We start from the raw sequence: 26,321 nt of genomic DNA on the forward strand, positions 1-26,321 counted from the left end.
CCCCTCCACTCCGTCGGCCGGACGGCTCACCGGCAGCTCAGGGAGGCGCGGGCGTTGAGCGTGCGGACGTCGCCTCCCGTGGTGTCCCGGTAGGTGTCGGTGACGCGGGCGAGCTCCTCGGGGGTCCGCGCACCGGCCCGGTTCATGGCCCGGTTCGCCCGTACGACGACCGCCGTCGCCTCGCGGCGCTCGGTCTCATAGCGGGCCAGCGCGGTCGCCACATCGTCCGCTCGCGCGAGTTCGCGAGCGAGGACGCGGGCGTCCATGACGGCCTGGGACGCACCGTTGGCCCCCACCGGATACATCGGATGTGCGGCGTCGCCGAGCAGGGTCACCCGGCCGCTCCCCCACCACGGCAGCGGCTCGCGGTCGACCATCGGGTATTCGAGGATCTCGCCGCTGTTCACCAGCAGACCGGGCACATCGAGCCAGCCGAGCCGCCAGTGGTCGAAGTACGGCAGCACATCGGCGAGCCGGCCCACCCGGTTCCAGGCCGCCTCCCCGGTGAGCGGCCCGGGCTCGGACACCCGCACCTGGCAGACCCAATTCACCCGGCCGCCGCCGATCGGATACGCGACCAGCTCGGCGTCCCCGTCGCGCACGATCACCATCGAGCGCCCGGTCAGAAACGGCTCGGCTCGCGTCGTGCCGCGCCACATCCGGATGCCCGACCACAGCAGCGGACCGTCCTGCGGATGCAGCGCGGCGCGGACGGCGGAGTGCAGCCCGTCGGCGCCGATCAGCGCCCGCGCGGCGCTCTCCTCGACCGTCCCCGTCGCCCGGTCGAGGACGCGTACGCGCACGCCGCTCCGCTCCCCCGGCCCCGCTCCTTCCCCGGAGTCGTCGAATCCCACGACCCGCGCCCCGGTGCGGACCGCGTCCGCGCCCAGGCGCTCGCGGACCGCCGCGAGGAGCAGCCGCTGCAGCTCCCCGCGGTGGACCGAGTACTGCGGCCAGCGGTAGCCCTGGGCCATGCCCCGCGGTTCGGTGAAGACCCGGCGGCCGAACCGGTCGCCGTACACGTTCTCGGCGGTGGCCACGCCGATGGCGGCGAGCTCGTCGCCGAGGCCGAGTTCGATGAGCTCGCGCACGGCGTGCGGCAGCAGATTGATCCCGACGCCGAGCGGCCGGATCTCCCGGGCGCTCTCGACGACCGTCGTCCCGACACCCGCCGCGTGGAGGCTCAGGGCGACGGCCAGCCCGCCGATCCCGGCCCCGGCGATGAGCACACTCATCACTCGGCTCCGGCCTCGGGGCGGATCTCGGGACGGATCTCGGGACGGATCTCGGGGCGGTCCATGATGCGCAGCCAGGTGCCGTCCGGCCGGCGGCGGGCCACCTGCACCCGGCCGCCGGTGTTGTCGGCGGGGCGGGTCGAGGTGAGGGCCAGATCGCCGTAGCGGACGGTCGGCAGCGCCTCCTCCACCTGGAAGGGGCGCGGCGCGTGCGCCAGCATCCGCTCGCAGACGGCACGGATCGCCTCCCGGCCGACTGTCATGGCACCCGGCGGGTAGGCGAGCACCGCGTCCTGCTCGTAGAGCTCGGCCAGCCCCTCGGCGTCACCGGCGTTGGCGCGCTCCACGAACAGCCGGGCCAGATCCTCGGGGGTGGTGGCACGGGCACGGGTCTCGGTCATGGTCGACTCCTTTCGACTGCCTTTCGACTGCCTTTCGGCTGTCTTCGGCTGCCTTTCGGCTGTCTCCACCCTCCGGCGGGCGCGATCAGAAGTCCAAGAGATGGTAAATCTGGTTGCTAGAATCAACGGTTATGGAGCTACGGCAGCTTGAATACTTCGTGGCGGTGGCCGAGGAGCGGAACTTCACCCGGGCCGCGGAGAAGGTGCATGTGGCCCAGCCCGGGGTCAGCGCACAGATCCGCCGGCTGGAGCGCGAGCTGGGCGAGCAACTGCTGGACCGCTCGGGCCGCTCGGTGCGGCTGACCGAGGCGGGCGCGGCGGTGCTCCCCTACGCACGGGCCGCGCTCGCGGCGGTGGAGGGCGCCCGGCTCGCGGTCGACGAGCTGACCGGACTGCTGCGCGGCCATGTGGCGGTCGGGACGGTCACCTCGCACAGCGTGGATCTGCCGGGGCTGCTGGCGGAGTTCCACGACGCCCACCCGGCGGTGGAGATCACCCTCACCGAGGCCACCTCGGACGAGCTGCTGGAGGGCCTGCGCACGGGACGGCTCGACGCGGCGATCGTCAGCGTGGGCGCCACGACTCCGGCCGGTGTCGAGCTGGAGGTGATCACGGACCAGCCGATCGTGGCCGCGGTCAGCCCCGGCCATGAGCTCGCAGTGCACTCGGCCATCTCGCTGGACACGTTGCGGGGCCGTGCGCTGATCAGCCTGCCGCGCGGCACGGGGCTGCGCACCCGGATCGACGAGGCGTGCGCGGCCGCCGGTTTCACGCCGCATATCGCCTTCGAGGCCAGCGATCCTGAGGTGCTGGCGCAGCTCGCCGAGCGGGGGCTGGGCGCGGCGATCCTGCCCGGTGCGTTCGCCGAGGCGCGGTCGGACCGGCTGCGATCGGTCCGTATCGACCGGCCGGCCCTGCGCGGGCGGCTGGCCTTCGCCTGGCGGGCGGACGGCCCGAGCGGCCCGGCCGGCCGGGCCCTGGTCGAGCGCGCCCGCACCGCCCTGGCGGGCTGAGCGTCCACACGCCCCATTGACAGCTCACCAGGACAGATTCCAGAATTGCGGCATGATCAGGCACCGGTTCGACTCGACGGGACACCTTCGCGCCCCGGACCGGACCGGGTGTGAGCGCTCGGGCCTCTAACCGGGACTCTCCGCATCCCGCGGCCATCGCCCCCGCGCCCCCGAGGCCACGCCGGTCATTCCTCTGACGATCGCCGGTCATTTCCCCGCCGATCCGGACATCGTGACGACTGACGATCCGGACATCGCGACGATCCGGACGACGCTCCCGTGGTCCCCCTCGGCACGAGGGCATCTCCCCCCCGCCTGCCCTGCCCCTGCCCGTTGTCACGCATGAGGAGACGCCATGACCGTCGTCGACACCACACCAGCGACCCTGCGCGAGGCCCCCATCCCGCCGGACGGGATGTACGAGGGCCTGCGCATCCTGCGGCGCGTGCCCGAGGGGTGGGAGGAGCGTCCGTACGACCGGTTCGAGGTCGTGCCCCTCGGCCGCGTCATCGGGGCCGAGATCCGCGGGCTGGACCTGTCCCGGCCGCTGGAGCCCGCGCTGCGCGAGGAGCTGAACCGCGCCCTGCTGGAGTGGAAGGTGCTCTTCTTCCGCGGCCAGCACCTCACCCCGGAGCGGCAGCGCGGATTCGCCCGCCACTGGGGCGAGTTGGAAACCAATCCCCTGCTGGCCGCCGGTACCAGCGAGGATGTCGTCCGCTTCGACAAGGGTTCCGGCGCCACGCCGACCTTCGAGAACATCTGGCACACCGACGTCACCTTCCGCACCCGGCCCGCGCTCGGCGCCGTGCTGCAGTTGCGCGAGGTGCCGCCGGTGGGCGGGGACACCCTGTGGGCGGACATGGCGGCGGCGTACGACAACCTCCCGGCGGAGGTGAAAGACCGCATCGACGGCGCCACCGCCGTCCACGACTTCATCCCCGGTTTCGCCCGCTTCTACGGGCCCGAGCGGCTGGCACCGTTCCAGGAGATGTTCCCGCCGGTGGAGCACCCGGTCGTGCGCACCCATCCCGAGACCGGCCGGCGGATGCTGTTCGTCAACACCTCCTTCACCACCCGGATCACCGGGATGGAGCGGGCGGAGAGCGACCGGCTGCTGAGCTTTCTGTGCCGGCAGGCGCATGTCCCGGAGTACCAGGTGCGTTTCCACTGGCAGCCGGGCGACATCGCGTTCTGGGACAACCGCGCCACGCAGCACTACGCGGTCAACGACTACGCCCCGCATCGCAGGGTCGCCGAACGCGTCGCCATCGAGGGCGACCAGCCGTTCTGACCACAGCCGAACGCGACCGGCCGTTCTGACCCCGGCCGACGCGACCGGCCGTTGTGACCGCGGCCGCCCCGCGGTGGCCCCTGGTGCGATGATTTTCCGTCATCCGCGCAGCCCGTACCCGGCGCGGACTCGCTCCGGGCGGATGAAACCATGCACGGCAGGGGCCACATCGGAGGTATAACCGTTGCGGAGTGGTCAGTTGGCGAGCCGAGGGAAGGCGACGGGTGCGATACCGGGTCCTGGGGGCGCTTGAGCTGCGCGACGGCGACGGGTGGACTTCCCTGGGGCCGGCCAAGTGGCGGACGCTGCTCGCGGTGCTGCTGTGCCACGCCAATCAGACCGTCTCCACCGAGCGGCTCCTGGACGAGCTCTGGGGCGAGGACCGAGCGCCCCAGAGCGCCACCAAGCTGCTGCAGACCTATGTCTCCCGGCTCCGCCAGACCCTGGGCGACGAGGCCGGGCAGACCCTGATCACCGAGAAGCAGGGCTACAAGGCGCAGGGCTACCGACTGACGGTGGAGGCCGCCGAGTTCGACGCCCACCGCTTCGAGCAACTGGTCGAGGAGGGGCGGCGGAGCCTCGACCGGGAGGCGCCCGAGACCGCGGCGGAGCGGCTGCGCGAGGCGCTGGCGATGTGGCGCGGCGCCCCGTTCGCCGATGTGCCCCCGACCCCGGCGGTGGCGGCGGAGGCCACCCGGCTCGAGGAGTGCCGGCTGCAGGCCGTGGACGCCCGGATCGACGCCGACCTGCGGTGCGGGCGGCATACGGCCGTCCTGGGCGAGCTGGAGGCGCTGACCGCCGAGCATCCGTTCCGTGAGGAGCTGCGCGGCCGGCTGATGCTGGCCCTGTACCGGTCCGGCCGGCAAGCCGACGCTCTGGCCGCCTACCGCGATCTGCACCGGCTGCTGAGCGAGGAGCTCGGAGTCGAGCCGACCCCGCCGCTGCGCGGCCTCCACGAGCGGATCCTCAACGCCGACGCCTCCCTGACGGCGCCGCCCGCCCCGGAGGCGGACCGCCCCGCCTTCGCCGCGCCTCGCAAGGCCCCCCGGGGGCCCCGCCAACTGCCGCCCGCCAGCCCCGCGTTCACCGGCCGCCATGGCGAGGTCGCCGTGATCCAGGCGCTGATGGACGCGGCCGGGGGCCCGGAGGCGGGCGAGAGCGGGCGGTCCGTGGTGCTCGCGGCCATCGACGGCACCGGCGGGGTCGGCAAGTCGACCTTGGCCATTCACGCCGCGCACCAGCTCGCCGACCGCTTCCCCGACGGCCAGCTCTATGTGGATCTCTACGGGGCGACCGCCGGGCAGTCGGCCCTGGACCCCGGCGAGGTGCTCGGCCGGTTCCTGCGCGCCCTCGGCGTGGACGGTGCGAGCGTGCCGGGAGACACCGACGAGGCGTCCGCGCAGTTCCGTTCACTGGCGGCGGGCCGGCGGCTGCTGGTGATCCTCGACAACGCCGCGAGTGTGGACCAGGTGCGGCCGCTGATTCCCGCCGGGCCGGGCTGCGCAGCGCTGGTCACCAGCCGCGAGATGCTGACCACCCTGGAGGGCGCCACCCATCTGCATCTGGATGTGCTCCCCCAGGACCAGGCGGTGGCGCTGCTGGAGCGGGTCGTCGGCACCGAGCGGGTGCGGGCCGAGCCCGCGGAGGCGGAGGAGATCACCCGGCTGTGCGGCGGGCTGCCGCTGGCGCTGCGGATCGTCGGCGCCCGGCTGGCCGCCCGCCCCGCGTGGCCGCTGCGCACCCTCGTGGCCAAGCTGACCGACGCCCGCGGCCGGCTGGACGAGCTGCGGTTCGGCGATCTGGCCGTCCGCATCAGCTTCCAGGTGAGCTACGAGGCGTTCCGGCTCGGCCGGCGCTCCGACGACCTGGACGCGGTCCGCGCCTTCCGGCTGCTCAGCCTGGTGCACGGGCACGATGTGAGCCTGCCGGTGGCCGCCGCGCTGCTGGACCTGCCCGCCGACCGCACCGAGAACGCGCTGGAGCGGCTGGTCGATGCCCAGCTCCTGGAGAGCCGGGACTCCGTCCGCTACCACATGCACGATCTGCTGCGGCTGTTCGCGTCGGAGCAGGCGGAGCAGGAGGAGTCCGAGGCGGAGCGCTCGGCGGCGCTGGAGCGGGCGCTGTCCTGCTATGCGGCCACCGCCCAGCAGGCGGTCATCCTGCTCGACCCGCTCCGCCCCTGGCCCCGGCATCCCGGCAAGGGCCCGGCGGTCCCACTGACCGGCCAGGACGAGGCCGAGAGCTGGCTGAAGACCGAGCTCCCCAATCTGCTCGCCGCCGTCGCCCACGCGGCCGAGCCCGCCCAGCCCGAGGCGATCGCCCGTCTCGGGCTGCGGCTGGCGCGGGCGCTCCAGTGGTTCCTCTTCCCCCGGGCCCACGCCCAGGATCTGCAGACGGTCAACGAGCTGGCCATCGAGACCGCCCGCCGCCTGGGCGATCCGGCGAGCGAGGCATGGGCGCTGGACGGCCTCTCCGCCGCGTACTGGCTGCAGCACAGCTATGACGAGGTGCGGACCGCTCTGGAGTCGGCGCTGGAGATCTGGCGCGAACTGGGCCACCGGGAGGGCGAGTTGCGCTCCGCCTGTAATCTCGCGGACGCGCTGTGCGAACTGGGCCTGTTCGAGGAGGCCGGCACGGTGCAGGAGCGGCAGCTTGCCCTCGCCCGGGAGGCCGGGGATCTGCCGGCCGAGGTGATCGGTCTGGGCAATCTCGGCCGGGCCCACCGGGGCATGGGCCGTCCCGAGGACGCCCTGACCTGTTTCAAGGAGAGCCTGGAGTACGCCCGCCGCACGGGCAACATCCACCATGAGGGCTTCGCCCTCTACGAGATCGGGATCACCTATATGGAACAGGGCAGGTTCGACGAGGGCCGGTCCCATATGGACCAGGCTCTGCCCGTGTGGCAGCGCCCCGGTACCTACGAGAGCTGGCGCGGACACACCTGGAGCGGGCTCTTCCCCGCCTGTATGACCCTGCAGATCGGCCCCGGCCCGCGCTGAGGCGGGATCCGGGGCGGACGTCGGGGACGGGGGGTACGACGTCGTACGCGAGGTGGGCAGGGTTACGGCTTGCGGGCCACCCCGCCATAGGCCCACACCCGGCTCGGGTCGGACTCGGCGCCGATGCCCGGGCGCCAGGAGGGCAGTTGCACCAGGCCCGGGGCGAGCAGGTCGAGGCCGGTGAAGAACTCCATGATCCCGGCACGGTCGCGGGCGACCAGATTGACGGGATCCCCGAAGCTGATGACCTCCCATTCCCGGTCGGTCTCGAGGGTGAAGTCACCGGTGGCGTGGGAGAGGACCAGACAACTGCCCGGTGCGGCCCAGTCCATGAACCGGCGGACGATGCCGATGGGGTTCTCCAGGTCCTCGATGTAGTCGAGGACGAGCGTCAGCAGGATGGCGACCGGCTGGGCGGGGTCGAGCAGCCGCCGCAGCTCCTCATGGCCGAGGAGATCGTCGGGCGAGCGGACGTCGGCCTTGACCATGGTGGTGCCGGAGACCGAGAGACGGGCCTGGCCGTGGCTGGCCACGATGGGGTCGTTGTCGGCGTAGACCACACGGGCCCGGGGATTCACGGCCTGGGCGATCTCGTGCACATTCGGGTTCGCCGGCAATCCCGCGCCGATATCCAGGAATTGGCTGATTCCACTGGCGGCGAGATGGCGGACGGCACGGTGCAGAAATCTCCGATTCGAGAGCGCGGTGTCGCGGACTTCCGGTGCGACTCCGAGAAATCGCTGGGCCTGCTCGTAATCGGCGAGGTAATTGTCCTTACCGCCGACGAGATAGTTGTAGACCCTGGCCGGATTCGCCTCGCTGACCGCGAGACGGCCGTGGTCGGCCGGCCGCCACGCCCTTGTCCTGAGGAGCCCTATGCCGGGTCCGCTGCTCTTCATCGTGATTCCCTTACCAATAGCACTGCCTCGCCTCACCTGCGGACGGTTCCGGATCACTGCGGATGCGGAGCCGCGCCCGGACGCCAGGTGACCGTCTTACTGGGCCCCGGTTCGGCCCAGGCGACCGGGTCCCGCGCCCATAGGTGGAAGGGCAGTCCGACATCGGCGGACACCCGGCTGAGCTGCCCCCAGGAGTACGCGCCGGAGTGGGTCGCGGTGGCCCGGAGTGCCGCTTCCAGACAGGTGCGAGCGGTGTGTTCGGCCCGGCAGGTGCCACTCGGGCCGGACCCCTCCACCCCGCCGCAGAGCTGGAAGGTGCTCCAGGCGTAGAGGGGTTCGTCCTCGGTGCGAGGCTGATGCTGCTGGTCGACGTTCACAGGCCCTCTCCAGACGCGTCCCTGCCGGGCGGCTGTAGCGATGCGACCAGCATGGAAGAGGGCGGACCAGCGGCGGTATACCGGCGGTAAAGCGACGGCCGCGGCGGCTCGACCGGGTCCGCCCCGGTCGAGATCCCCGCCGCGGCCGCATCGCGTTCCGCATGGGAAAGGCCCTGGTCACACGCGATGTGGCAGCAAGGCGTGTGACCAGGGCCGCCCGGTCACCCGGTCACCCGGCGAGCCAGGCCAGGACCTCCCGGTTGATCCGCTCGGGCGCCTCCAGGTGGAGGAAGTGCCCGGTGCCCTCGACCAGTTCCATGCGCGAACCCGCCGGGAGGTGGTCCTTGGCCCCCTGGACGACATCGGCGCCGATGCAGCCGTCGTCGGTGCCGTGCAGATAGAGGATGGGGGTCTCCCCGGTGGCCGTGATGGCCTCCTGCTCGGCCGCGTACGCCGCCACATGGCGCGACGGGTCGAACAGCGCCCGGTAGTAGCCGATCGCGGCAGCGAGATGGGCCGGGTCCCGCAGGCTCTCCTTGACATGCGCGATGTCCTTAGCGGCGTCCTGGTAGCCGGGCGACCAGTCGCGCCACAGGCCGTCGATCAGGGCCATGTCGTGCGCCGCCGCCCCGGCCTCGGCCAGCGGCGTCTGGAACAGGAAGATGTAGAAGGAGCGCTTGAACTGGCCGTAGTCATAGTTGAAGAAGTCGGCCAGCACCCCGCCCAGCGGGGGCACCGACATCGTGACCGCCCGCCGCCAGCGCTCGGGGGCGCTGCCGGTGGCGCCGTACGTGGCGATGGCGCCCCAGTCGTGGCCGATGAGCACGGCGTCACCGTCGCCGCCGAATGCCTCGTGGAGCGCGTTGGCGTCGGCGGCGATGGCACCCGCCTGGTAGGCGCCGTCGGCCGGTATGCCGGAGGGCGCGTAGCCCCTCAGAAAGGGCGCGACAGCGTGGTAGCCCGCGTCCGCGAGCGCGGGAAGCAGATGACGCCAGGAGTGCGCGGTGTCCGGGAATCCGTGCAAGCAGAGCGCCAATGGGGCGTCTGCCGGGCCCGCTTCGAAATACCCGAAATCAAGTCCATTTGCGTTGATGTTCTTCAGCTCTGTCACGCCCGAGGATGCTAATGCACCGTCAGGATGTCGTCCATGTATGGCCGGAACGGGCTGCGCGCCGGGCCGGGGAAGTGGCAGACTGCGCCATACCGTCCGGAAATTCGATGACGCACCTGAAGTGTTTTCGCCGGCCGAGCCCCAGGGAGGCCCGATGACCAGCCCGAGCAGCCCCGTCGCGGACCACCGCGATGCCATGATGCATCGCGGATTCCTCTATCGCGACGAGGACGACGTCGTCGACGTGTGCGTCCCCTTCCTCCGCGAGGGCCTGGAGGCGGACGACGCCGTGGCCGTCGTCGCCGCCTCCTCCAACATCGAGGCGCTGCGGGACGCGCTCGGGCAGGACGCCAGGGCGGTGCAGTTCGAGGAGGCGCTGAGCTGGTACCAGCACCCGGTCAAGACCATCGCCGCCTACGACTCCTTCGTGAAGGCCGAGAAGCCGCGCCGGGTCCGGGTGATCGCCGAACCGGTGTGGCAGGGCCGCACCCCGCTCGAGGTGGTGGAGTGGGCACGCTACGAGTCGATCGTCAACGCGGCCTTCGCCCACTCCGGCGCCCGAGCGATCTGCTGTTACGACCGGCGCCTGCTGCACCCCGAGATCCTCGCCTACGCGCGCCAGACGCACCCCGAGATCATCGACGGCCACGGGCCGGAGCGCAGCGACGCCTACACCGACCCCGGCCCGTTCAGCGCCACCTGCGACCGGCGTCCCCTGCCGCCCGCCCCGCGCATAGCCGAGTCGGTGTCGATCGTCTCGACCGATCTGGACGCCGTGCGCACCTTCGTCGCCGAGCGGGCGAGCCGGCACGGCATGGGCCATGACGCGCTGCGCAACATGGTCGCGGGCGTGAGCGAGGTGTCCACCACCGCGATCCGGCACGGCGAGGCCCCGGCGCGGCTGAGCACCTGGGTCCATGACGGCGATCTGGTCTGCGAGATCTCAGGGCCCGGCCACTGGTACCCGGACGCGCTGTGGGGCTTCACTCCGCCGGCCGACACCGAGCCCGGATTCGGGCTGTGGGGCGTGCGCATGCTGTGCGACGTCGTACAGATGCAGGCCGACGCGGACGGCACCCTCATCCGGCTGCGCACCCGCATCTGACGCCGCGTCGCCCGCGGGCGTACACGGACGTGCCGCGGTGCGGGTGGGAAGCTCGCCCTCCCGGCTTCCCACCCGCCGCTCGCTGCCACCTCCGCGCCTGCGCCACGACGCCCGACCTGGCAGGCGCCGGCGGCCGTACCGGTGCCGGATGCGGCCGGGGCGGTGCGGAGCGACACTGGCGGGGAGGGCAACAGCGGTGATGCGGAGTGTGCGTATGGATGGGCTGCCGTCCGTCTGGGAGAGCACGCGATGAACACGCCCCACAGGCGCCGGGGCGCCCAGGGCACCCCGAGGGTGCGGGACCTCCCCACCCGCATCGACGCCACCGGCACCCGGCGGGAGACGGACGCGCTGGGGACCGTCGAGGTCCCCGCAGACCGCTACTGGGGCGCCCGGACCCAGCGGGCCCTGGTCCACTTCGCGATCGGTGACGACCGTATGCCCAAGGCGGTCTACCACGCCTACGGCTACGTCAAGAAGGCCGCCGCGCTGGTCAACGGCCGGGAGGGGCGGCTGGCGGGGTGGCAGGCCGATCTGATCGCGCATGTGGCCGACGAGGTGATCTCCGGTGCGCTGGACGACCACTTCCCGTTGTATGTGTGGCAGGCCGGCTCCGGCACCCAGACCAATATGAACGTCAACGAGGTCATCAGCAATCGCGCGATCCAGCTGGTCGGCGGCGTCCTCGGCAGCAAGGACCCGGTGCACCCCGACGACCACGTCAATCTGGGCCAGTCCGCCAACGACACCTTCCCCACGGCCATGCACATCGCCGCCGTGCGCATCCTGCACGACCCCTTGCTGCCGCAGGTCAGCCTGCTCCAGGAGGCCATCGCCGCCAAGTCCCGCGCCTGGTACGACATCGTCAAGACCGGCCGCACCCATCTTCAGGACGCGGTCCCTCTCTCCGTGGGACAGGAGTGGTCCGGCTACGCCGCCCAGCTCTCCGACGCGCTGGAGCGGCTGCGCGCCACCCTGCCGGATCTGTACCAGGTCGCCATCGGCGGCACAGGAGGCACCGGTCACCAGGGCGACCCTGGTCCGGGTGGGGTCGGCGTACCCGGTGTCCCGCACGTGGCCGCGATCGAGGGGTGCGTCCGGGAGGGGGCGGATCATGGCATCTCCCTGTCTCGCCGCCGACCGGCCGCTGGCCCTGGGTCACCGGCCGTCGAGCGCGCGGTTTGACGGCGTGCGGAGCGGATACCTCCAGTGAGCCATGAGGAGCCGCGCCTCGCACCATCGGAGGTGGTCATGCGCCAGCCATCGGCACGTTTTCTCGTTGTGAGCGCCGGGATGGGGGCCGGACACGACGCGGTCGCCGCCGAGCTGGTCCGCAGGCTGGAGGAGCTGGGCCAGGGAGCCGGCCGGGTGGATGTGCTGGAGTTGCTGCCACACCGGATCGGGGCGGGGCTGCGTGCGTTCTATCGGACGACCATCCGCCGTGCCCCGGTGGTGTACGAGGGCATCTACCGGGCGTTCTTCCGGCCCGGCAGGGGCCCCCGGCCGGGCAGCGCCCCGCTGGCCGCGCTCGCCGAGGACCGGCTGCTGGCCCTGGTGGAACGGGAGCGGCCGGACGTCGTCGTCCCGGTGTTCCATCTGGCCGCGCAGCTCACCGGCAGGCTCCGGGCGCGCGGGGCCCTGGGAGTGCCCAGCGCGGTCGTGGTGACCGATTTCTCGGTGCACCGCCAGTGGCTGCACCCGGGCAACGATCTGCATCTGTGTGTCACCCCGGAGGCCGCGGACACGGTGCGCCGGGCGCTGGGCCGTCCGTCGGTGGCCGCCGGACCCGTGGTGGCGCCGCGCTTCTTCGCCCCGGCGCCGGGGGCGGCGCGGTGGCGGCGGCACTTGTGTGCGCTCGCGCCCGGGAGGCCGCCGGTGCTGCTGTCCGTGGGGGCGTGGGGCGCCGGGACACGGGTGGTGGACACGGCGCGGCTGGTGTCCGGGGCGGGGTATCTGCCGGTGGTGCTGTGCGGCCGGGACGAACGGCTGCGCGCCGAGCTGTCGCGCCGGCCGGATGTGGCGGCCTTCGGCTGGGAGCGGGACATGCCCGGTCTGCTGGCCGCCGTACGGGCCGTGGTGGACAACGCGGCCGGTCAGACCGCGCTGGAGGCGCTGGCCACCGGGGTGCCCGTGATCGGCTACCGCCCCATCCCGGGCCATGGCCGCGAGGGCGTCCGGCGGATGGCCGCGCTGGGGCTCTCGGACCATGCGCGGGACTCGTGGGAGCTGGTGCGGCTGCTCGACGCGCTCACCGAGCCCTGCGCGTGGCGGGAGCGCCGTATCGCGGCGGGCCGTCGGCTGTTCGCCGACGACGCCGCCGTCCGGCTGACCGGGGCGGTCGCGCGGACGGCGGCGTCGGGCTGAGCGCTTCGAAGGCAGTGCTGCTCGAAGGAGCTCACCGGATTCGGCCCTCGGGGCCCCTAGCCCGCCTTCTTGACGAACTCGGTGGTGTAGGTCTTCTTCAGGTCCACCGTGGCGTTCTTCAGGTTGGGGTTGAACGCCTTGAGGACGCGCTCGACCGTCGCCGGGCCGTCCGCCGGCATCACCCCGTCCTTGGTGAACATCGGCAGGGTGCTCTTGATGGCCTCCACGTAGAGCTTCGCACCGCCCTGCGCGTAGTCGCTCGGCATCTTGGCGGCGATGTCCTCGGCCGAGTGGGTGGACATCCACTTCAGGGTCTTCACGAAGGCGTTGGCCATCTTCTGCACCGTGTCCTTGTGGCCGTTCGCCCAGTCGGTGTTCATGTAGAGCGAGGAGGAGGGGTACAGACCTCCGAGCGCCTGCTTGGATCCCTCGGGTGTGCGCATGTCGATCAGGACCTTGCCGATCTTCTGGTCCACGATCTGGGCGACCGTGGGATCGGTGGTCATACCGCCCTGGATGGAGCCCTGCTTGAGGGCCGAGATGAAGGTCTGGCCCGCGCCGACCGCCACCGGGGTGAACTCGCTGGTCTTCACTCCGCTGTCGACGGCGAGGTACTTGGTCAGGAAGTCGGTGGAGGAGCCCAGGCCGGTGACACCGAGCTTCTTGCCCTTGAAGTCCTTGGGGGACGTCATCTCGTCCGCCGCCTTGTTGGAGACCACTTCGACCTCACCGGGGGCCTGGGCGAGCTGGACGACGGACTCCACCTGCTTGCCCTTGACCTGCAGATCGAGGGTGTGGTCGTAGAAGCCGACAACACCCTGGACATCGCCCGCGATCAGCGAGGTGGTGGCCTGCACCCCGGCGGGCTCGGTGAGCAACTGGACCTGGAGGCCCTCCGCCTTGAAGTAGCCGAGCCGCTGGGTGAGCATCGCGGGCATGTAGATGACCTTGTCCAGGCCACCGACCATGATCTTGACCTTGCCGTTCTCGCCGCCGGAGGCGCTGGAGTCACCGCCGCAGGCGGTGAGGGTGGTCAGAGCGAGCGCCGCGGCGACCGCGGCCGCGGAGAACTTGGCACTGCTGTGCATGGGTCACGTCCTTGTGAGCGGTGATGAGCTGGGAAGAAAAAGGCGGGGGCTCAGCGGTCTTCGCCGGGCTGGGCGGGCTTCCAGCGGAAGAGCCGCTTCTCCAGGAAGGTCAGCAACCCCTCGGCGAGCAGGGCCACCACGGCGAGGATCGCCATGGCGGCGTACACACCGGCGGCGTTGAAGGTGCCCTGCGAGGAGGACACCAGCAGGCCGAGCCCCTTGGTGGCGCCGATGTACTCGCCGACGATGGCGCCGATGAGGGCGAAGCCGAAGCTGACATGGAGGCTGGTGAAGATCCACGAGGTGGCGGAGGGAATCACCACCTGGAGGGTGACCTGGCGGTTGCTCGCGCCGAGGATCCGGGAGTTGGCCACCAGGTTGCGGTCGACCTCCCGGGCGCCCTGGAAGGCGTTGAAGAAGACGGGGAAGAAGACCAGGACCACGGCCGAGGCGACCTTCGAGGCCGGGCCGAGGCCGAACCAGATCAGGAAGATGGGCGCGAGGACGATGCGCGGCAGCGCGTTGAGCACCTTGATGTACGGGCCGAGCACATCGGCGAGGAAGGCGACCCGGCCGAACGCGATCCCCAGGACCACACCGGCCACGACGCCGATGCCCCAGCCCAGGAGTGCCTCGTAGAGCGTGTACCAGATCTGCTCCCACAGCGAGCCCTGCGCGGTGCCGTGCAGCGCCCACTGCTCGAGCTGGTCCCAGATCTTGGAGGGCATCGAGAAGTTGAAGGGGTCGATGACGGCGGCGCGGGCCAGCCATTCCCACAGCCCGATGACACCGAGGAGCACCAGGGCGCGGCTGGTCTGGACGAGGATCGCGCGGTTGCGGGCGGCGCGTGCCCGGGCCCTGGTGCGTGTACCGGGTGTCTTGTCGAGGGCGGGGGCGGCCGTGGCGGACATGGTCTCAGGCATCGACGGCACCCCTCTCGCGGGTGATGCGGACCTCTTCGCCGAGCGAGGACCAGATCTCCCGGTAGATCTCCACGAACCGCGGCTCCAGCCGCACCGACTCGACCTTGCGGGGCCGGGGCAGATCGATCTCGAAGACCTCCTTGACGGTGGCCGGTCCGGCCGTCATCACGACGACCTTGTCGGCCAGGGCGATGGACTCCTCCAGGTCGTGGGTGACGAAGACGACGCAGGCGCCGGTCCCCGCCCACAGCTCCAGCAGTTCGTCCGACATCAGCGCGCGGGTCTGCACGTCGAGCGCCGAGAACGGCTCGTCCATCAGCAGGATCTCGGGGTCGTTGACGAAGGTCGCCGCGAGCGCCACGCGCTTGCGCTGACCGCCCGAAAGCTGATGCGGATAGCGGTCCTCGAAGGAGGTGAGGCCGACCCGGGCCAGCCATTCACGGGCCCGTTCCTTCGCCTCCGGCTTGGGCACACCGCGAAAACGCGGGCCGGCCATCACATTCGACAGCACGCTGCGCCAGGGGAACACCGCGTCCTGCTGGAAGACGAAGCCGACGTTGGAGGCGATGCCGCGGACCGGCTCACCGGCCACCAGCACCTCGCCCTCGGTGGGCTCCTCCAACCCGCTGACCAGCGTCAGTGTTGTGGACTTTCCACAACCCGTGGGCCCGACGACGGCGACGAACTCACCGTGCCCAACCGTCAGGTCGAGATCCCTGACCGCGGTGTGGAGGGCCCCGGACGGTGTCCGGAACGCCTTGCTCGTTCCCCGCAGCTCGATGGCGGGGCTGGTATGGCTGCTCATGGCCGGGAGGCTAGAAGTGATCCGGGCCACAGCGGCAGCCTTCTGGGCACAACCCGCTGTTGCGCCCACAAACCGCGTTCTGCTCGTTTTGCTCACGCCCACGCAACGAAAACGCCACGGAGACTGGGCATACGCCCCGGGCGCCTTTACGGTGCGTTCACAGCACCATGAACAGACGAAGTACTACCGCTCGCACACGGGACCACACGGGACCACACGGGATGAGCGAGACGGGAGGCAGGGGGCCCCTCATGCGCATCCGATGGCCCCGGCGTGTCTCCGGCCAGGTGCTCGCCGCGCAGCTTTCCATCACCGCCGGGGTGATGGTGCTGGCGACCGCGCTGTTCCTGGCCCCGCTCAGCTCCGAGATCGACAACCAGGCGATGCACCAGGCGCTCGCCATCGCCCAGACCACCGCGGCCGATCCGGACATCGCGCGGGACCTCACCGCCACCGAGCCCACCCCCTCGGGTCCGGTGCAGCGGGCGGCCGAACGGATCCGCCGGGCCACCGGGGCGCTGTACATCGTGGTGATGGACTCCCGGGGGGTGCGCTGGTCGCACACCACCACCGCCCGGATCGGCGAACATGTCTCCACCGATCCGGGCGAGGCGCTCTCGGGCCGGGAGGTTCTGCAGATAGACGTGGGGACGCTCGGTCGCTCGGCCCGCGCCAAGGTGCCGCTGCGCGCCGGGGACGGACGGCTCGTCGGGGCCGTGTCGGTGGGCATCGGCTACGGCAGCGTGCGCGACCAGTTGCTGGCGGCGGTGCCCCGGCTGCTGCTGTACGCGGGGGCGGCGCTCGGGGTGGGTGTGCTGGCGGCGATCGCCGTCTCGCGCCAACTGCGCCGCCGTACGCACGGTGTCGCGTTCGCCGACATCTCGGCGCTGCTGGACGAGCGGGAGGCGATGCTGCACGGCATCCGCGAAGGCGTCGTGGCCTTCGACCGGCACGGCCGGATCCGCCTGATCAACGACGAGGCGGGGCGGCTGCTCGGGGTCCGCCCGGACGCCACCGGGCGCACCCTGGAGGAGTCACTGCCACCGGGCCGTACCACCGATGTGCTGGCGGGGCGGGTGGATGGGGCGGATCTGCTGACGGTCAGCGGCGCCCGGGTGCTGGTGGCCAACCGCATGCCGACCGAGGACGGCGGGGCGGTGGCGACCCTGCGCGACCGCACCGAGCTGGAGTTGCTGGGCCGCGAGCTGGACAGCACCCGCGGGCTGCTGGACGCGCTGCGCGCCCAGGACCACGAACACGCCAACCGGCTGCACACCCTGCTGGGGCTGCTGGAGCTGGGAATGCACGAGCGGGCGGCGCAGTTCGTGGCCGAGCTCACCAACGCCCGGCGTGCCTCGGCCGAGCAGATCTCCGAACGGGTGTACGATCCGCTGCTGTCGGCGCTGCTGGTCGGCAAGTCGGCCATCGTGGCCGAGCGCGGAGTGGCCCTGCGTATCTCGCCCGCGACCCTGCTGCCCGGGCGGGTGGTCGATCCGCGCGATCTGGTGACCGTGCTCGGCAACCTCATCGACAACGCGCTGGACGCGGTGGCCGCACACCCCTCCCCCACGCCGTTCATCGAGGTGGAGTTGAGGGCCGAGGGCACCACCGCCGTACTGCGGGTGAGCGACACCGGTCCGGGGGTGCCACCGGGGATGCGCGAACAGATCTTCACCGAGGGCTGGTCCACCAAACGGCCCGCCCGCACCGGCTCCCCGGACGCCCGGCCCGATGCCCATGAGGGGTTCGCCACGGTGTCGCCGCGCGGCCGGGGCATAGGACTGGCCCTGGTACGGCGACTGGCCGAGCGATACGGGGGCATGGCCCGGGTCACCGCCCGGGCGGGTGGCGGGGCGGTGTTCACCGTCGTCCTGCCCGAGGCCCTCACCGGGGACGACACACCCACTCATGAGTTCACCGCAGCAGGAGAGTCACGATGATTGACGTTCTTGTCGTGGACGACGACTTCCACGTCGCCGAGATCAACGCCGCGTATGTGGCCCAGGTGCCCGGCTACCGGGTCACCGCCCGCGCCCATACCGCCGCCCAGGCCCTCGCGACCCTCGAACGCACTCCGGTCGACCTCGTCCTGCTCGACCACTATCTGCCGGACGAGACCGGGCTGACCCTGGTGCGGCGGATGCGCCAGCTCGGCCACCACGCCGACGTCATCATGGTGACGGCGGCCTGTGATGTGGCCACCGTCCAGGCCGCCATGCGCCATGGCGCACTGCAGTACCTGGTAAAACCGTTCAGCTTCGCCGGGCTGCGGGCCAAGCTGGACGGCTACGCGGGGCTGCGCCGCACCCTGGAGGGCGTCGGCGGGCGCGGCGAGACCGGCCAGGAGAGGGTGGACCGGATCTTCGGCGCCTTCGCAGCCGCCGACACTTCCGGCCCCGCCCTCCCCAAAGGCCACTCCGCGCCCACCGTCGACCTCATACGGCGGGTCCTGGACCAGGCCGACCAGCCGCTCTCCGCCCACGAAGTGGCGGAGCGCACGGGTATCAGCCGCTCCACGGCCCAGCGCTATCTGAAGTACCTCGAACATGCGGGCCGCATCAGCCTCACCCTCAAGTACGGGGACACCGGCCGTCCCGAACACCGCTACACATGGGTGGCGGTGAACTGACGGCACCCTCAGCTGGTGGCCGAGGCCTCGTACAGGCCACGGCCGGAACGCTGGGCCCGGTCCGAGGAGCGCAGCCGCTCCAGGGTGTTGCGCACCGAGTTCACATTGGTGCGGGTCTCGTCGCGGCCCAGGGCATCGTTGACCTCGGAGGCCCGCATGGGACGACCGGCCTTGCGCAGCGCGGCCAGCACGCTGTCGGCGAGCCCCGTGGAGCGCTCGGAGGTGGCGGCCGTCTCCTTGGTGGCCTTCTCCGCCGGCTTCTCGGCGGCGGCGACCTTGGTGGCCTTGGCGGGCTTCGCGGTGGCCTTGGTAGTGGCCTTCACCGTGGCCTTGGTGGCCTTCGGAGCCTTCGCCACGGCCTTCGCGGCCGTCTTCTTGGCGACGGCCGTCTTCTTGGCGACGGCGGTCTTCTTGCCCGCCGCCTTGGTGGCCCGTCCGGTGGCCGGCGCCTTGGCCGCCTTGCCCCTGCTGCGCTGACGGCCGATGGCCGCCTTGCGCGTGGCGGCGGAGGTACGGCCGGTGGAGGCCGCGTCCTCGGCGGTCTCCGGCTCGGTCTCCGCCGTGGCCTCGGTGGCCGGCTCCGCGGCCGGCTCGGCCGGGGTGGCCTCGGCCACGGGCTTCGCCACCGCCACCGGGGCACCGTCCACGGCCTGCTCCGACGCCGTGGCGATGGAGAGCGTCTGCAGGCTGCTCAGGGCGGTGCTGACCGCCTCCAGCCGCTTGGTGACGGCCTCCAAATCACCCTTGAGTGCCTCCTGTTGCTTCTGCAGTTGGGGGAGTTCGGCCTCCAGTACCTCAATGGTCGAACCCACACTGCTGTCCGCGCTCAACGCGTTCACTTCACTTCGTCCCCTTTCTGGGCGTCTGCGCCCATCGCAGTGGTGATTATGCCTGCTGTTCAGACGGTGCGGTGCCCTGTGTGCCACTACGCAAAACAACCACACGTGTCTCAGCACCCCTTGAGAGGCCAACTTTCGGTGAAAACACACGCCTGTCACACCGCGCCCGCTCCGCCGATGTCATCCGGAAGGGTGGCGCCGCAAACGCGGTGACGACGTGTCAGGCCCCGATTTTCGGGGTGGCTTCACACGGGTGGTAGAAACACCGTACCCGTCCGAGGAACAGAGGTAGTCCCATGAAGCTGCGCTGCGCCGTGCTCGACGACTATCAGGACGTGGCGCTGTCGGCGGCCGACTGGTCCGGTGTGCTCGACGCGGTGGACGTGACGCCGGTCCATGAGTACATCGCCGATGAGGACGCGGTGGCCGAGGCGATCGGGGACTGCGAGATCGTGGTCATCATGCGGGAGCGCACGCCCTTTCCCGCGTCGCTGTTCGCCCGGCTGCCACGGCTGAGGCTGCTGGTGACCACGGGGATGCGCAACGCGTCGGTCGACTTGGAGGCCGCCGCCCGCCACGGCGTGACCGTGTGCGGCACGGGCGGCGGCTCGCAACCGACCACCGAGCTCACCTGGGCGCTGATCCTGGGGCTCGCCCGCCATGTGGTGCCGGAGAGCACGGCGCTGCGGGACGGCGGTCCGTGGCAGAGCACCGTCGGCTCCGATCTGTACGGCCGCCGTCTGGGGTTGCTGGGGCTGGGACGGATCGGCACCCAGGTGGCGCGGGTCGGCCGGGCCTTCGGCATGGAGGTGGCCGCCTGGAGCGAGAATCTGACGGCCGAGCGCGCGGAGGCGGAGGGGGTGCGGCCGGCCGGCTCCAAGGAGGAGCTGCTGGAGACCAGCGACATCGTCTCGGTGCATCTGGTGCTCAGCGACCGCACCCGGGGGCTGCTGGGCGCGGCGGAGCTGAGGCGGATGCGTCCCACGGCCCTTCTGGTGAACACCTCCCGCGCGGCGATCGTGGACCAGGCGGCGCTCGCGGAGGCGCTGCGGGACGGCTGGATCGCGGGCGCGGCGGTCGATGTGTTCGAACGGGAGCCGCTGCCGCCGGGCGATCCGTTCCGTACCCTGCCGAATCTGCTGGCCACCCCGCACCTCGGCTATGTCACCCGGGGCAACTACGAGCGGTTCTACGGCGATGTGGTGGAGGACATCCGCGCCTATCTGGAGGGTGCGCCGCTCCGTCGGCTGACCCCGCCCGCCTGAGCGCTCCCGAGCGGCGCCCTCCGGTTCCACCCCGCTCCGGCACCCACGGGGTGGCGGCCGCGAGAGGCGCCAAGTGCGCCCGTTCCAGGGCGCGTTGGGCCCATCGGGGGCCCGGCTGCCCTCGTTCGAACATCCCACACCCAGCCACCGATCGTCTTCCCGGGCTGAAAGCGACGCATGCCCTCCGCCCGGTGGACACTATTCCGTTTCGCCTTCGTCATACCGGACAGGCTGCCTGGCACGGACAACCCATCGGCCCGCACGACAAACCGGTGCCCGGTCCACCGACCCGGCACCGCGGACGGAGGGAACGTGGCTCACAGCACACCCGGAATGCCGGCAACCGACAGGGCATCGGCCGGGCAGGACGCCCTGCGGCACGGCGACGGCGGCGGACGATCGGGGACACCGCCACCGACCCGGCGCGGCATGCTCTCGGTGGCCGCGGCGGCCGGGATCGGCCTGCTCGCCGGCTGCGGCGAAGAGTCGGCCGGTTCGCCCTCCGGAGCGGGCCCGCAAGGCTCCGGCAAGGCGAAGCGCTCCCCGTCAGCCACTCCATCAAAGAGTTCCCCCTCCCCCACCCCGAAGCCGCGGCCGGAGCTGCCCCGAGGCGGCCGGGAGCTGTCCCGGTACCGTCTGGTGGGCTACTGCGGACTGCCCGGGGCCGCCGCGCTCGGCCGGCTCGGCATCGGGGACCTCGACGACCAGGTGCGGCAGATCGAGAAGACCGCCCGCGCCTACGCCGCGGACCGCGAACCGCAGCCGGTGCTCGAACTCCTCGCAACCGTCGCCAACAGCAGCGCGGGCCCCGACGGCACCTACCGCTCGCGCACCTCCCCCGACACGATCCGCCGCTTCCACGACGCGGCCAAGCGCCATCGCGCCCTGCTGCTGCTGAACATCCAGCCGGGCCGGGCGTCGGTCCTCGGCGAGGTCAAGGCGTTGCGCGAATGGCTGGTCCATCCCGATGTCGGCATAGCCCTGGACCCGGAGTGGGAGATGGGTCCCGGCGAGGTGCCGGGGGACACCTACGGCCACACCAGCGGCAAGGAACTCACCGATGTGGCCCGCTACCTCTCCGAGATCATCGCCGAACACGATCTGCCGCAGAAGCCGCTCGTCTTCCACCAGGTGGCCGTGTCCGTCGTCAGCGAGCAGTCCGCGCTGCGCCCCCAGCCCGGCGTGGTGGTCATCAAAAGCGCGGACGGCATCGGATCGCCGGGGATGAAGCGGGACACCTGGCGGCAGTTGGTCAAGGACCAGCCCGAGGGCGTGCGCACCGGCTTCAAGCTCTTCTACGAGGAGGACACCGAGGGGAGCCGGCTGATGACCCCGGAAGAGGTGCTGGCCCTGCGGCCACGCCCGGATTACGTCATGTTCGAGTGACCGCGGCGGCGCGCGCCACCGAACGCGACCGCCCCCGGCCGGAAGGCGGCCGGGGGCGGCTGGGAGAGGGGCGCTCAGGGGCGTGGCGCCGTCTGCACGGTGAGTGGTTCATGGCTGGTGACGTCGCCGGAGCCGCGGCGGGTGAAGCGCATGGCGACACAGGCACCCGCGTACAGCACCGCCACGACCAGCAGCAGCGCCTGATAACCCGTGAGCAGGGCCAGATACTCCAGGGTGCCGCCGAACAGGGAGCCCAGCAGGTTGGCGCCGAAGGCCGCCGTGGGGTCGGAGGTCGCCGCCAGCCGGTCGGAGAAGATGAGGTTGGCGCAGAAGATGGGGGCGAAGGCCAGCGCGATCGCGGCGGCCAGCCGAGGGGCGAAGGGCAGTCCCAGCACCAGATGGGACGGGATCAGCCAGGCGATCGCGAGGCTGGCGAAGAGCATCAGTTGCAGCACGAGCTGATTGACCCGGCGCAGCCTGCGCCGCACCTCCACCGCGCACAGCACGGCGACCAGCACCCCCGCGAAGACCATGGCGTTGACCAGCCACGTGGTGCCGAAGTAGAGGGCGAAGCCGATCACGTTCTTGGTCTCCAGCAGCATGAACGCCGCGCCGAGCAGGAACATGTCGACATAGCGGGCGGTGCGCCGCAGCCGGACCCCGGTCAGCCGTACGGACACCAGGGTCACCAGCAGGATCGCGCCCAGGACCCCGATGTAGAGGGTGGGGATGGTGCGGTGCAGCAGATACGGGAACGGATGGTCGTCACTGGCGGCCGAGGGCACCGGGCCCGAGGGGCGCCAGGCGGAGGCGGTGCAGGACTGGTCGCTGGACGTGACACCGGCCACCAGGATGGCCGCCTTCTTGCCTCCGTAGTGGGTGATGCAGGGGGCGTGTCCGAAGACGGAGGTAAGCGTGGAGCCGAACCGGTCGATGAGCCAGTTCTGCCGGTAGTAGTTGTACATGGCGAACGCGCCGCCGGGGGCGAGGTGGCGGTGGGCCGCCTCGAATGCCTGCCGGGTGAACAGGTAGCTCTCCAGGCGCAGGTTGCTGGCGCCCGAGACCAGGGTCAGGGAGTCCGGCAGGGCGAGGACGACCAGGTCGTAGCGGGTCTTGGTGCGCTCGAGGAATGCCCGGCCGTCGTTGATGTGCACGTGCACCCGGGGGTTGGCGTAGGGCCGGGCCGGGTGCAGTGACGCACCGATCTCCTGCAGCCGGGGGTCGATCTCCACCGCGTCCACCCGCTGGGCGCCGTGGGCGAGCGCCATCGCCACGTCGTTGCCGTTGCCGGCGCCGATGACCAGCACCCGGCGATGGGAGTTCCTCGGGGTTTCGCGGTAGGGCTGCTCGTACGGGGAGTCGGGGCGTCCGAGCACCTTCAGCGGGGCGATGGACTGATGCGGTACGCCATTGGCGGAGATCTTGTAGTCCCGGCTGCCGGAGGTCGGCCTGGTCACCTCGATCTTGTAGTACGGGGACCAGGAGATACCGCTGGCCGCCGTCTCCAGCGCCAGGACGGCCACCATCAAGGCGAGCGGGACCGTGTACCGGATGGCGTTGCGGCGGCCGCCGAGGGTCAGCAATGCCACCGCGGCGAGCACACCCCACACCACCGACGGTGCGCGCAGCCAGGAAAGCAGCCCGAAGGACACCGAGCCGGTGAGCGAGCCCAGCAGGTCGTAGCGGTAGGCCTCCAGCGAGGGCAGTTTACGGAACTGATCGGCCGTCATCTTCCCGATCGCCATCATGATCAGCGCGGTCAGTCCGAAGAGCACCGGCAGGGTCACCCACTGGGGCAGACCGGTGGTCTTCACGGCGGTGAAGTAGATGACCTCGCCGCTGGTCTGCCGCACCTGCACGGGGAACTCGCGCACCAAGACGACGAGAACGGCGAGCGGGACGGGCGCCCAGCGGGTGATCCACTGCCCACGCCCGGCGGGCATGAGGAATCCCAGGCCGATCCCGAGGAACGAGCCCAAGAGGATGAAGTTCGAGAAATAGCTCAGATGGACGATATTGGCGCCGGTCCACCGGATCAGCGCGAGCTCGACGAAGAGCATGGTGGCGCTGGCCAGCAGCAGCCTCGCGCGCACGTTTTGCGGTCCTGGGCTGTGCTCCATGCCGGCCACGCTGTCATCCGGGACGGGGCAGGTCGAGCACCCACACGGCCCGTGCCGTCGGCCGGATGGCGGGCGTCCGGAGCAGCGGGAAGCGGCCCCGGCCACTCGACTTCCGGCCGCCCGCCACCTCGCCACCTCTCCCCTGCCGAGGTCATTCACGCAGGTCAGCCGCGTGGCATGGGATGCGGTGCACCAACCGCGCGGCGTGCGGTGGCCACACCGCGGCACACGGCCCGGGCCCGCTGCCCGGGTCACCTCCGTACGGCGTTCGGGTCATGGTCCGGGCGGTGTCCGTCACCTGCCCGGGCCAACGCCGGACGCCCGCGCGCAGGAGGCCGAAGGAATCCGCGGAGCGGGGCGGCGCCGCGAGCGCACGGCGAGGACCGTCGCCGCGGCCACGGTGGCGGCGAGTACGCCCCAGGAGACGAGGTCACCCGTGCGGGAGTACGGGGTGGGCGAGCCATGAGTGGGAACGTCGGCTCACGGGGATCTCCGAGCGGCCCTGCTCGGCTCCGCTCCGGCGCTCCTCAACACCGAGGGCCCGGGCGGGCTGTCGCCGCGCGGTCGCCCGGCATGCCGGGGTCTCCCCGAACGCTCCCTACCGCCACTGCCACGACAAAGAGGCACTGCTCGCCGCCCTCGCCACCCGGGGCTTCACGGAGCTGGGCGAACGCCTCGCCGCGGCCGCCCCCGGGGACGACCCGGCGCGGAGCTCATCGCCATGGCGTGCACGGCGGTCGACTACGCGCTCGACCACCCGGGGGTGTACCGCCTCATGTTCGGGCAGCCCTGCAGCACTCACCCCGACGCCATCGCCGCCTCCGACGCGGCGATCACCTTCATGGCGGAGCGCATCGCGGCGGTCGCGGAACGTCAGCGGCGCGAGGCGCTGCTGACCGGCATCCAGTCGCTCGTGCACTGGCTGAGCACGCTTCTGCTCGACGAACGGCTCGGCACGCGGACGCGTGCCGAGGCCGGTGCCCTGGTGGAGACGGTCGTACGCACCATGCTGGGCACCGGCCCCGAACGGCCGGACGGGGAATCCGGGCCGGGTGAACACCGCTTCGATCGGTGGGCGTTCACCCGATCATTCACCCGGTCAGCTCCCCGCGGTGGCGAAGAAGGGCTTGCACACGGTGCCGACGTAGTCCGTGGCGATCTCCAGCACACGGCTGCCGTCCGCCGAGGGCAGCAGCGCCGAGCTGTAGTTGGGGCACCAGTCGACCACCTTGGAGTCCACCCGCACGGGTGCGGGGATGGAACGCCACGCCCCGGTGCCACCGTTGCTGTTGGTCCACACGGTGGCACCGCTGCCGGTGGCGGTGCTGCCGTCGGCGTTGTTCAGCACCTGACCGATGAGGAACAGCTTGCCCCGGGGGTTGCCGGCCTCGGGGGCCCAGGCGAGGTTCGGCGTATGGGTGAAGTACTTGCCGTCGGCGGTTTCGGGACGGTAGCCGAGGTGCGCGGGGTCGCCCCAGTTCCAGCCGTCCTGCGAGGTCCGGTAGTGGACCACGCATGAGTACTGCCCCTGGGCGGCGCAGATCTCGTACGCCATGAAGTACTGGCCGTCGGGCAGCTTGCGCACGATGGGCATACCGGGCCGGTCGGAGGCGAGGTTGCTGGCGACGGTGGCGTGGTGGCCCTCCCAGGTGATCCCGTCGGCACTGCGGGCGGCGATCAGCTTCTGGCTGTGGGCGGGGTCGGTCTCGTCCGAGTAGTGGGCCACCAGGCGCCCACTGGAATCGATGGAGAACTCCGGCTCCCACAGCCCCTTGGTGCTGGGGGCGGTGGCCACGGTGGACAGATAGGACCAGGTGCGGCCCTGGTCATTGCTGCGGAAGACCCGGATGGCCATCCGGCGGTCCGGCTCGTCCTGGCCGATGGAGGCGGACCACAGCAGGGTCCCGGCGGGCATGCCGCCGACCGCCTGCGGCAGTTCGTACAGGGTGGCGCAGCATTCGCCCTGTCCGCCCGACGCCTCGGGGTCGGCCACCTCGCCCACCTGGCGGAAGGTGGCGCCGTCGTCGGTGCTCTCGTAGATGGCGCCGATCCCGTCCGAGCCGCGGAAGGTGACCACCGAAGCGAGGACGCGGCCGTTGGCGGCGCCGTTGTGCGCGAGCCGCAGGGCGCGGGGGTAGAGGCCGGTGCCGTCGCGCAGCAGGGTGCCGGAGGCGGCCGCGGCCGGGGGCGCCTGGACGGCCAGGAGCGAGCCCAAGACGGTCAGGAGAGTCAGCAGAGTGGGCAGGAGGTGTCTTCGGTACGGCGTAGTCATGCACGCTCCCTCGGGAGGAGTGGTGGAGGGGAAAGAGTGGCCCGGGCCGTGCGTGGCGCAACGTTAAAGAGGATTTCCAACGTTGTAAATCCCTCGCGCACGCTTCCGCGAGAGCCGAGCGGGGCCGGACGAGAGCCAAGCCGGGCCGAGGTCGGCACGCGCTTCCGCCCCGTTACGCCGTGGCGCAACGGGGCGGGCG

Annotated in this window: 21 protein-coding genes and 1 pseudogene; 11 read left to right on the top strand and 11 right to left on the bottom strand. The window is 71.5% G+C overall.

What is annotated here, in order from left to right; translation table 11 throughout:
- Positions 1-26: 26 nt before the first annotated feature.
- Both STRVI_RS23285 and STRVI_RS23290 read right to left on the bottom strand, forming a co-directional pair.
- On the bottom strand, positions 27-1,235 hold the full coding sequence (locus STRVI_RS23285; RefSeq protein WP_014058078.1) for a flavin-dependent oxidoreductase: 1,209 nt from the start codon (positions 1,233-1,235) through the stop codon (positions 27-29).
- The gene (locus STRVI_RS23290; RefSeq protein WP_014058079.1) at positions 1,235-1,636 is read right to left on the bottom strand and encodes a YybH family protein; all 402 of its coding nucleotides are present in this window, start codon (positions 1,634-1,636) and stop codon (positions 1,235-1,237) included. The genes STRVI_RS23285 and STRVI_RS23290 overlap by 1 nt, the downstream gene beginning before the upstream one ends.
- Before the next feature lie 131 nt (positions 1,637-1,767).
- Here STRVI_RS23290 and STRVI_RS23295 point away from each other — a divergent pair, with 131 nt between their 5' ends.
- The 3 genes from STRVI_RS23295 to STRVI_RS23305 all read left to right on the top strand — a co-directional run bounded on the left by STRVI_RS23295 (position 1,768) and on the right by STRVI_RS23305 (position 6,939).
- On the top strand, positions 1,768-2,649 hold the full coding sequence (locus STRVI_RS23295) for a LysR family transcriptional regulator (RefSeq protein WP_014058080.1): 882 nt from the start codon (positions 1,768-1,770) through the stop codon (positions 2,647-2,649).
- A gap of 355 nt (positions 2,650-3,004) precedes the next feature.
- Entirely contained in the window at positions 3,005-3,940 is a 936-nt protein-coding gene (locus STRVI_RS23300) for a TauD/TfdA dioxygenase family protein (RefSeq protein ID WP_014058081.1), read from the top strand.
- A gap of 224 nt (positions 3,941-4,164) precedes the next feature.
- A complete protein-coding gene (locus STRVI_RS23305; protein WP_014058082.1) occupies positions 4,165-6,939 on the top strand; it encodes an AfsR/SARP family transcriptional regulator in 2,775 nt (924 codons plus the stop codon).
- Between the two features lie 62 nt (positions 6,940-7,001).
- Here the strand turns inward: STRVI_RS23305 and STRVI_RS23310 are convergent, their stop codons facing one another.
- The 3 genes from STRVI_RS23310 to STRVI_RS23320 all read right to left on the bottom strand — a co-directional run bounded on the left by STRVI_RS23310 (position 7,002) and on the right by STRVI_RS23320 (position 9,326).
- On the bottom strand, positions 7,002-7,838 hold the full coding sequence (locus STRVI_RS23310; RefSeq protein WP_014058083.1) for an SAM-dependent methyltransferase: 837 nt from the start codon (positions 7,836-7,838) through the stop codon (positions 7,002-7,004).
- Between the two features lie 53 nt (positions 7,839-7,891).
- Positions 7,892-8,215, bottom strand: coding sequence for a hypothetical protein (locus STRVI_RS23315; RefSeq protein ID WP_014058084.1), 324 nt, complete (start codon positions 8,213-8,215; stop codon positions 7,892-7,894).
- A 229-nt stretch (positions 8,216-8,444) separates the two neighbouring features.
- On the bottom strand, positions 8,445-9,326 hold the full coding sequence (locus STRVI_RS23320) for an alpha/beta fold hydrolase (RefSeq protein WP_014058085.1): 882 nt from the start codon (positions 9,324-9,326) through the stop codon (positions 8,445-8,447).
- A 154-nt stretch (positions 9,327-9,480) separates the two neighbouring features.
- On the opposite strand from STRVI_RS23320, the gene STRVI_RS23325 reads away from it, so the two are divergent.
- From STRVI_RS23325 to STRVI_RS23335, 3 genes are all read left to right on the top strand, one after another.
- The gene (locus STRVI_RS23325) at positions 9,481-10,431 is read left to right on the top strand and encodes a sensor histidine kinase (RefSeq protein ID WP_014058086.1); all 951 of its coding nucleotides are present in this window, start codon (positions 9,481-9,483) and stop codon (positions 10,429-10,431) included.
- A 249-nt stretch (positions 10,432-10,680) separates the two neighbouring features.
- Positions 10,681-11,616 carry a lyase family protein gene (locus STRVI_RS23330; RefSeq protein ID WP_014058087.1) on the top strand — a complete coding sequence of 312 codons (936 nt, stop codon included), beginning with the start codon at positions 10,681-10,683 and terminating at the stop codon, positions 11,614-11,616.
- A gap of 66 nt (positions 11,617-11,682) precedes the next feature.
- The gene (locus STRVI_RS23335; protein ID WP_014058088.1) at positions 11,683-12,795 is read left to right on the top strand and encodes an MGDG synthase family glycosyltransferase; all 1,113 of its coding nucleotides are present in this window, start codon (positions 11,683-11,685) and stop codon (positions 12,793-12,795) included.
- A gap of 56 nt (positions 12,796-12,851) precedes the next feature.
- Here STRVI_RS23335 and STRVI_RS23340 read toward each other — a convergent pair whose 3' ends face one another.
- The 3 genes from STRVI_RS23340 to STRVI_RS23350 are packed head-to-tail and all read right to left on the bottom strand — an operon-like array spanning position 12,852 to position 15,611.
- Positions 12,852-13,883 (bottom strand): ABC transporter substrate-binding protein, encoded by a 1,032-nt coding sequence (locus STRVI_RS23340; RefSeq protein WP_014058089.1) that lies wholly within the window; start codon positions 13,881-13,883, stop codon positions 12,852-12,854.
- Between the two features lie 50 nt (positions 13,884-13,933).
- Positions 13,934-14,806 carry an ABC transporter permease gene (locus STRVI_RS23345; RefSeq protein WP_014058090.1) on the bottom strand — a complete coding sequence of 291 codons (873 nt, stop codon included), beginning with the start codon at positions 14,804-14,806 and terminating at the stop codon, positions 13,934-13,936.
- Positions 14,799-15,611, bottom strand: coding sequence for an ABC transporter ATP-binding protein (locus tag STRVI_RS23350; RefSeq protein ID WP_043236424.1), 813 nt, complete (start codon positions 15,609-15,611; stop codon positions 14,799-14,801). Before STRVI_RS23350 ends, STRVI_RS23345 begins: the two co-directional genes overlap by 8 nt.
- A gap of 251 nt (positions 15,612-15,862) precedes the next feature.
- On the opposite strand from STRVI_RS23350, the gene STRVI_RS23355 reads away from it, so the two are divergent.
- Together STRVI_RS23355 and STRVI_RS23360 are read left to right on the top strand one after the other, a co-directional pair.
- Complete coding sequence (locus STRVI_RS23355) at positions 15,863-17,551, top strand: ATP-binding protein (RefSeq protein ID WP_014058092.1); 1,689 nt, start codon at positions 15,863-15,865, stop codon at positions 17,549-17,551.
- Complete coding sequence (locus tag STRVI_RS23360; RefSeq protein ID WP_014058093.1) at positions 17,548-18,240, top strand: response regulator; 693 nt, start codon at positions 17,548-17,550, stop codon at positions 18,238-18,240. Before STRVI_RS23355 ends, STRVI_RS23360 begins: the two co-directional genes overlap by 4 nt.
- 8 nt (positions 18,241-18,248) lie before the next feature.
- Here STRVI_RS23360 and STRVI_RS52840 read toward each other — a convergent pair whose 3' ends face one another.
- Positions 18,249-19,079, bottom strand: a complete 831-nt coding sequence (locus tag STRVI_RS52840; protein WP_014058094.1) for a hypothetical protein — start codon at positions 19,077-19,079, stop codon at positions 18,249-18,251.
- Between the two features lie 296 nt (positions 19,080-19,375).
- Between STRVI_RS52840 and STRVI_RS23370 the strand changes: the two genes are divergently transcribed.
- Together STRVI_RS23370 and STRVI_RS23375 are read left to right on the top strand one after the other, a co-directional pair.
- The gene (locus STRVI_RS23370; protein ID WP_014058095.1) at positions 19,376-20,344 is read left to right on the top strand and encodes a D-2-hydroxyacid dehydrogenase family protein; all 969 of its coding nucleotides are present in this window, start codon (positions 19,376-19,378) and stop codon (positions 20,342-20,344) included.
- Positions 20,345-20,677: 333 nt separating this feature from the next.
- A complete protein-coding gene (locus STRVI_RS23375) occupies positions 20,678-21,730 on the top strand; it encodes a hypothetical protein (RefSeq protein ID WP_251982721.1) in 1,053 nt (350 codons plus the stop codon).
- 74 nt (positions 21,731-21,804) lie between these two features.
- Here the strand turns inward: STRVI_RS23375 and STRVI_RS23380 are convergent, their stop codons facing one another.
- Positions 21,805-23,823, bottom strand: a complete 2,019-nt coding sequence (locus tag STRVI_RS23380) for a spermidine synthase (RefSeq protein WP_014058097.1) — start codon at positions 23,821-23,823, stop codon at positions 21,805-21,807.
- Positions 23,824-24,571: 748 nt separating this feature from the next.
- Here STRVI_RS23380 and STRVI_RS56045 point away from each other — a divergent pair.
- Positions 24,572-24,844 (top strand): annotated as a pseudogene (locus STRVI_RS56045) (WHG domain-containing protein); the annotation flags it as partial.
- A gap of 105 nt (positions 24,845-24,949) precedes the next feature.
- Here STRVI_RS56045 and STRVI_RS23385 read toward each other — a convergent pair.
- Entirely contained in the window at positions 24,950-26,122 is a 1,173-nt protein-coding gene (locus STRVI_RS23385; RefSeq protein ID WP_014058099.1) for a sialidase family protein, read from the bottom strand.
- Positions 26,123-26,321 lie beyond the last annotated feature (199 nt).

It is taken from the genome of Streptomyces violaceusniger Tu 4113 (assembly GCF_000147815.2).
GTDB lineage: Bacteria > Actinomycetota > Actinomycetes > Streptomycetales > Streptomycetaceae > Streptomyces > Streptomyces violaceusniger_A.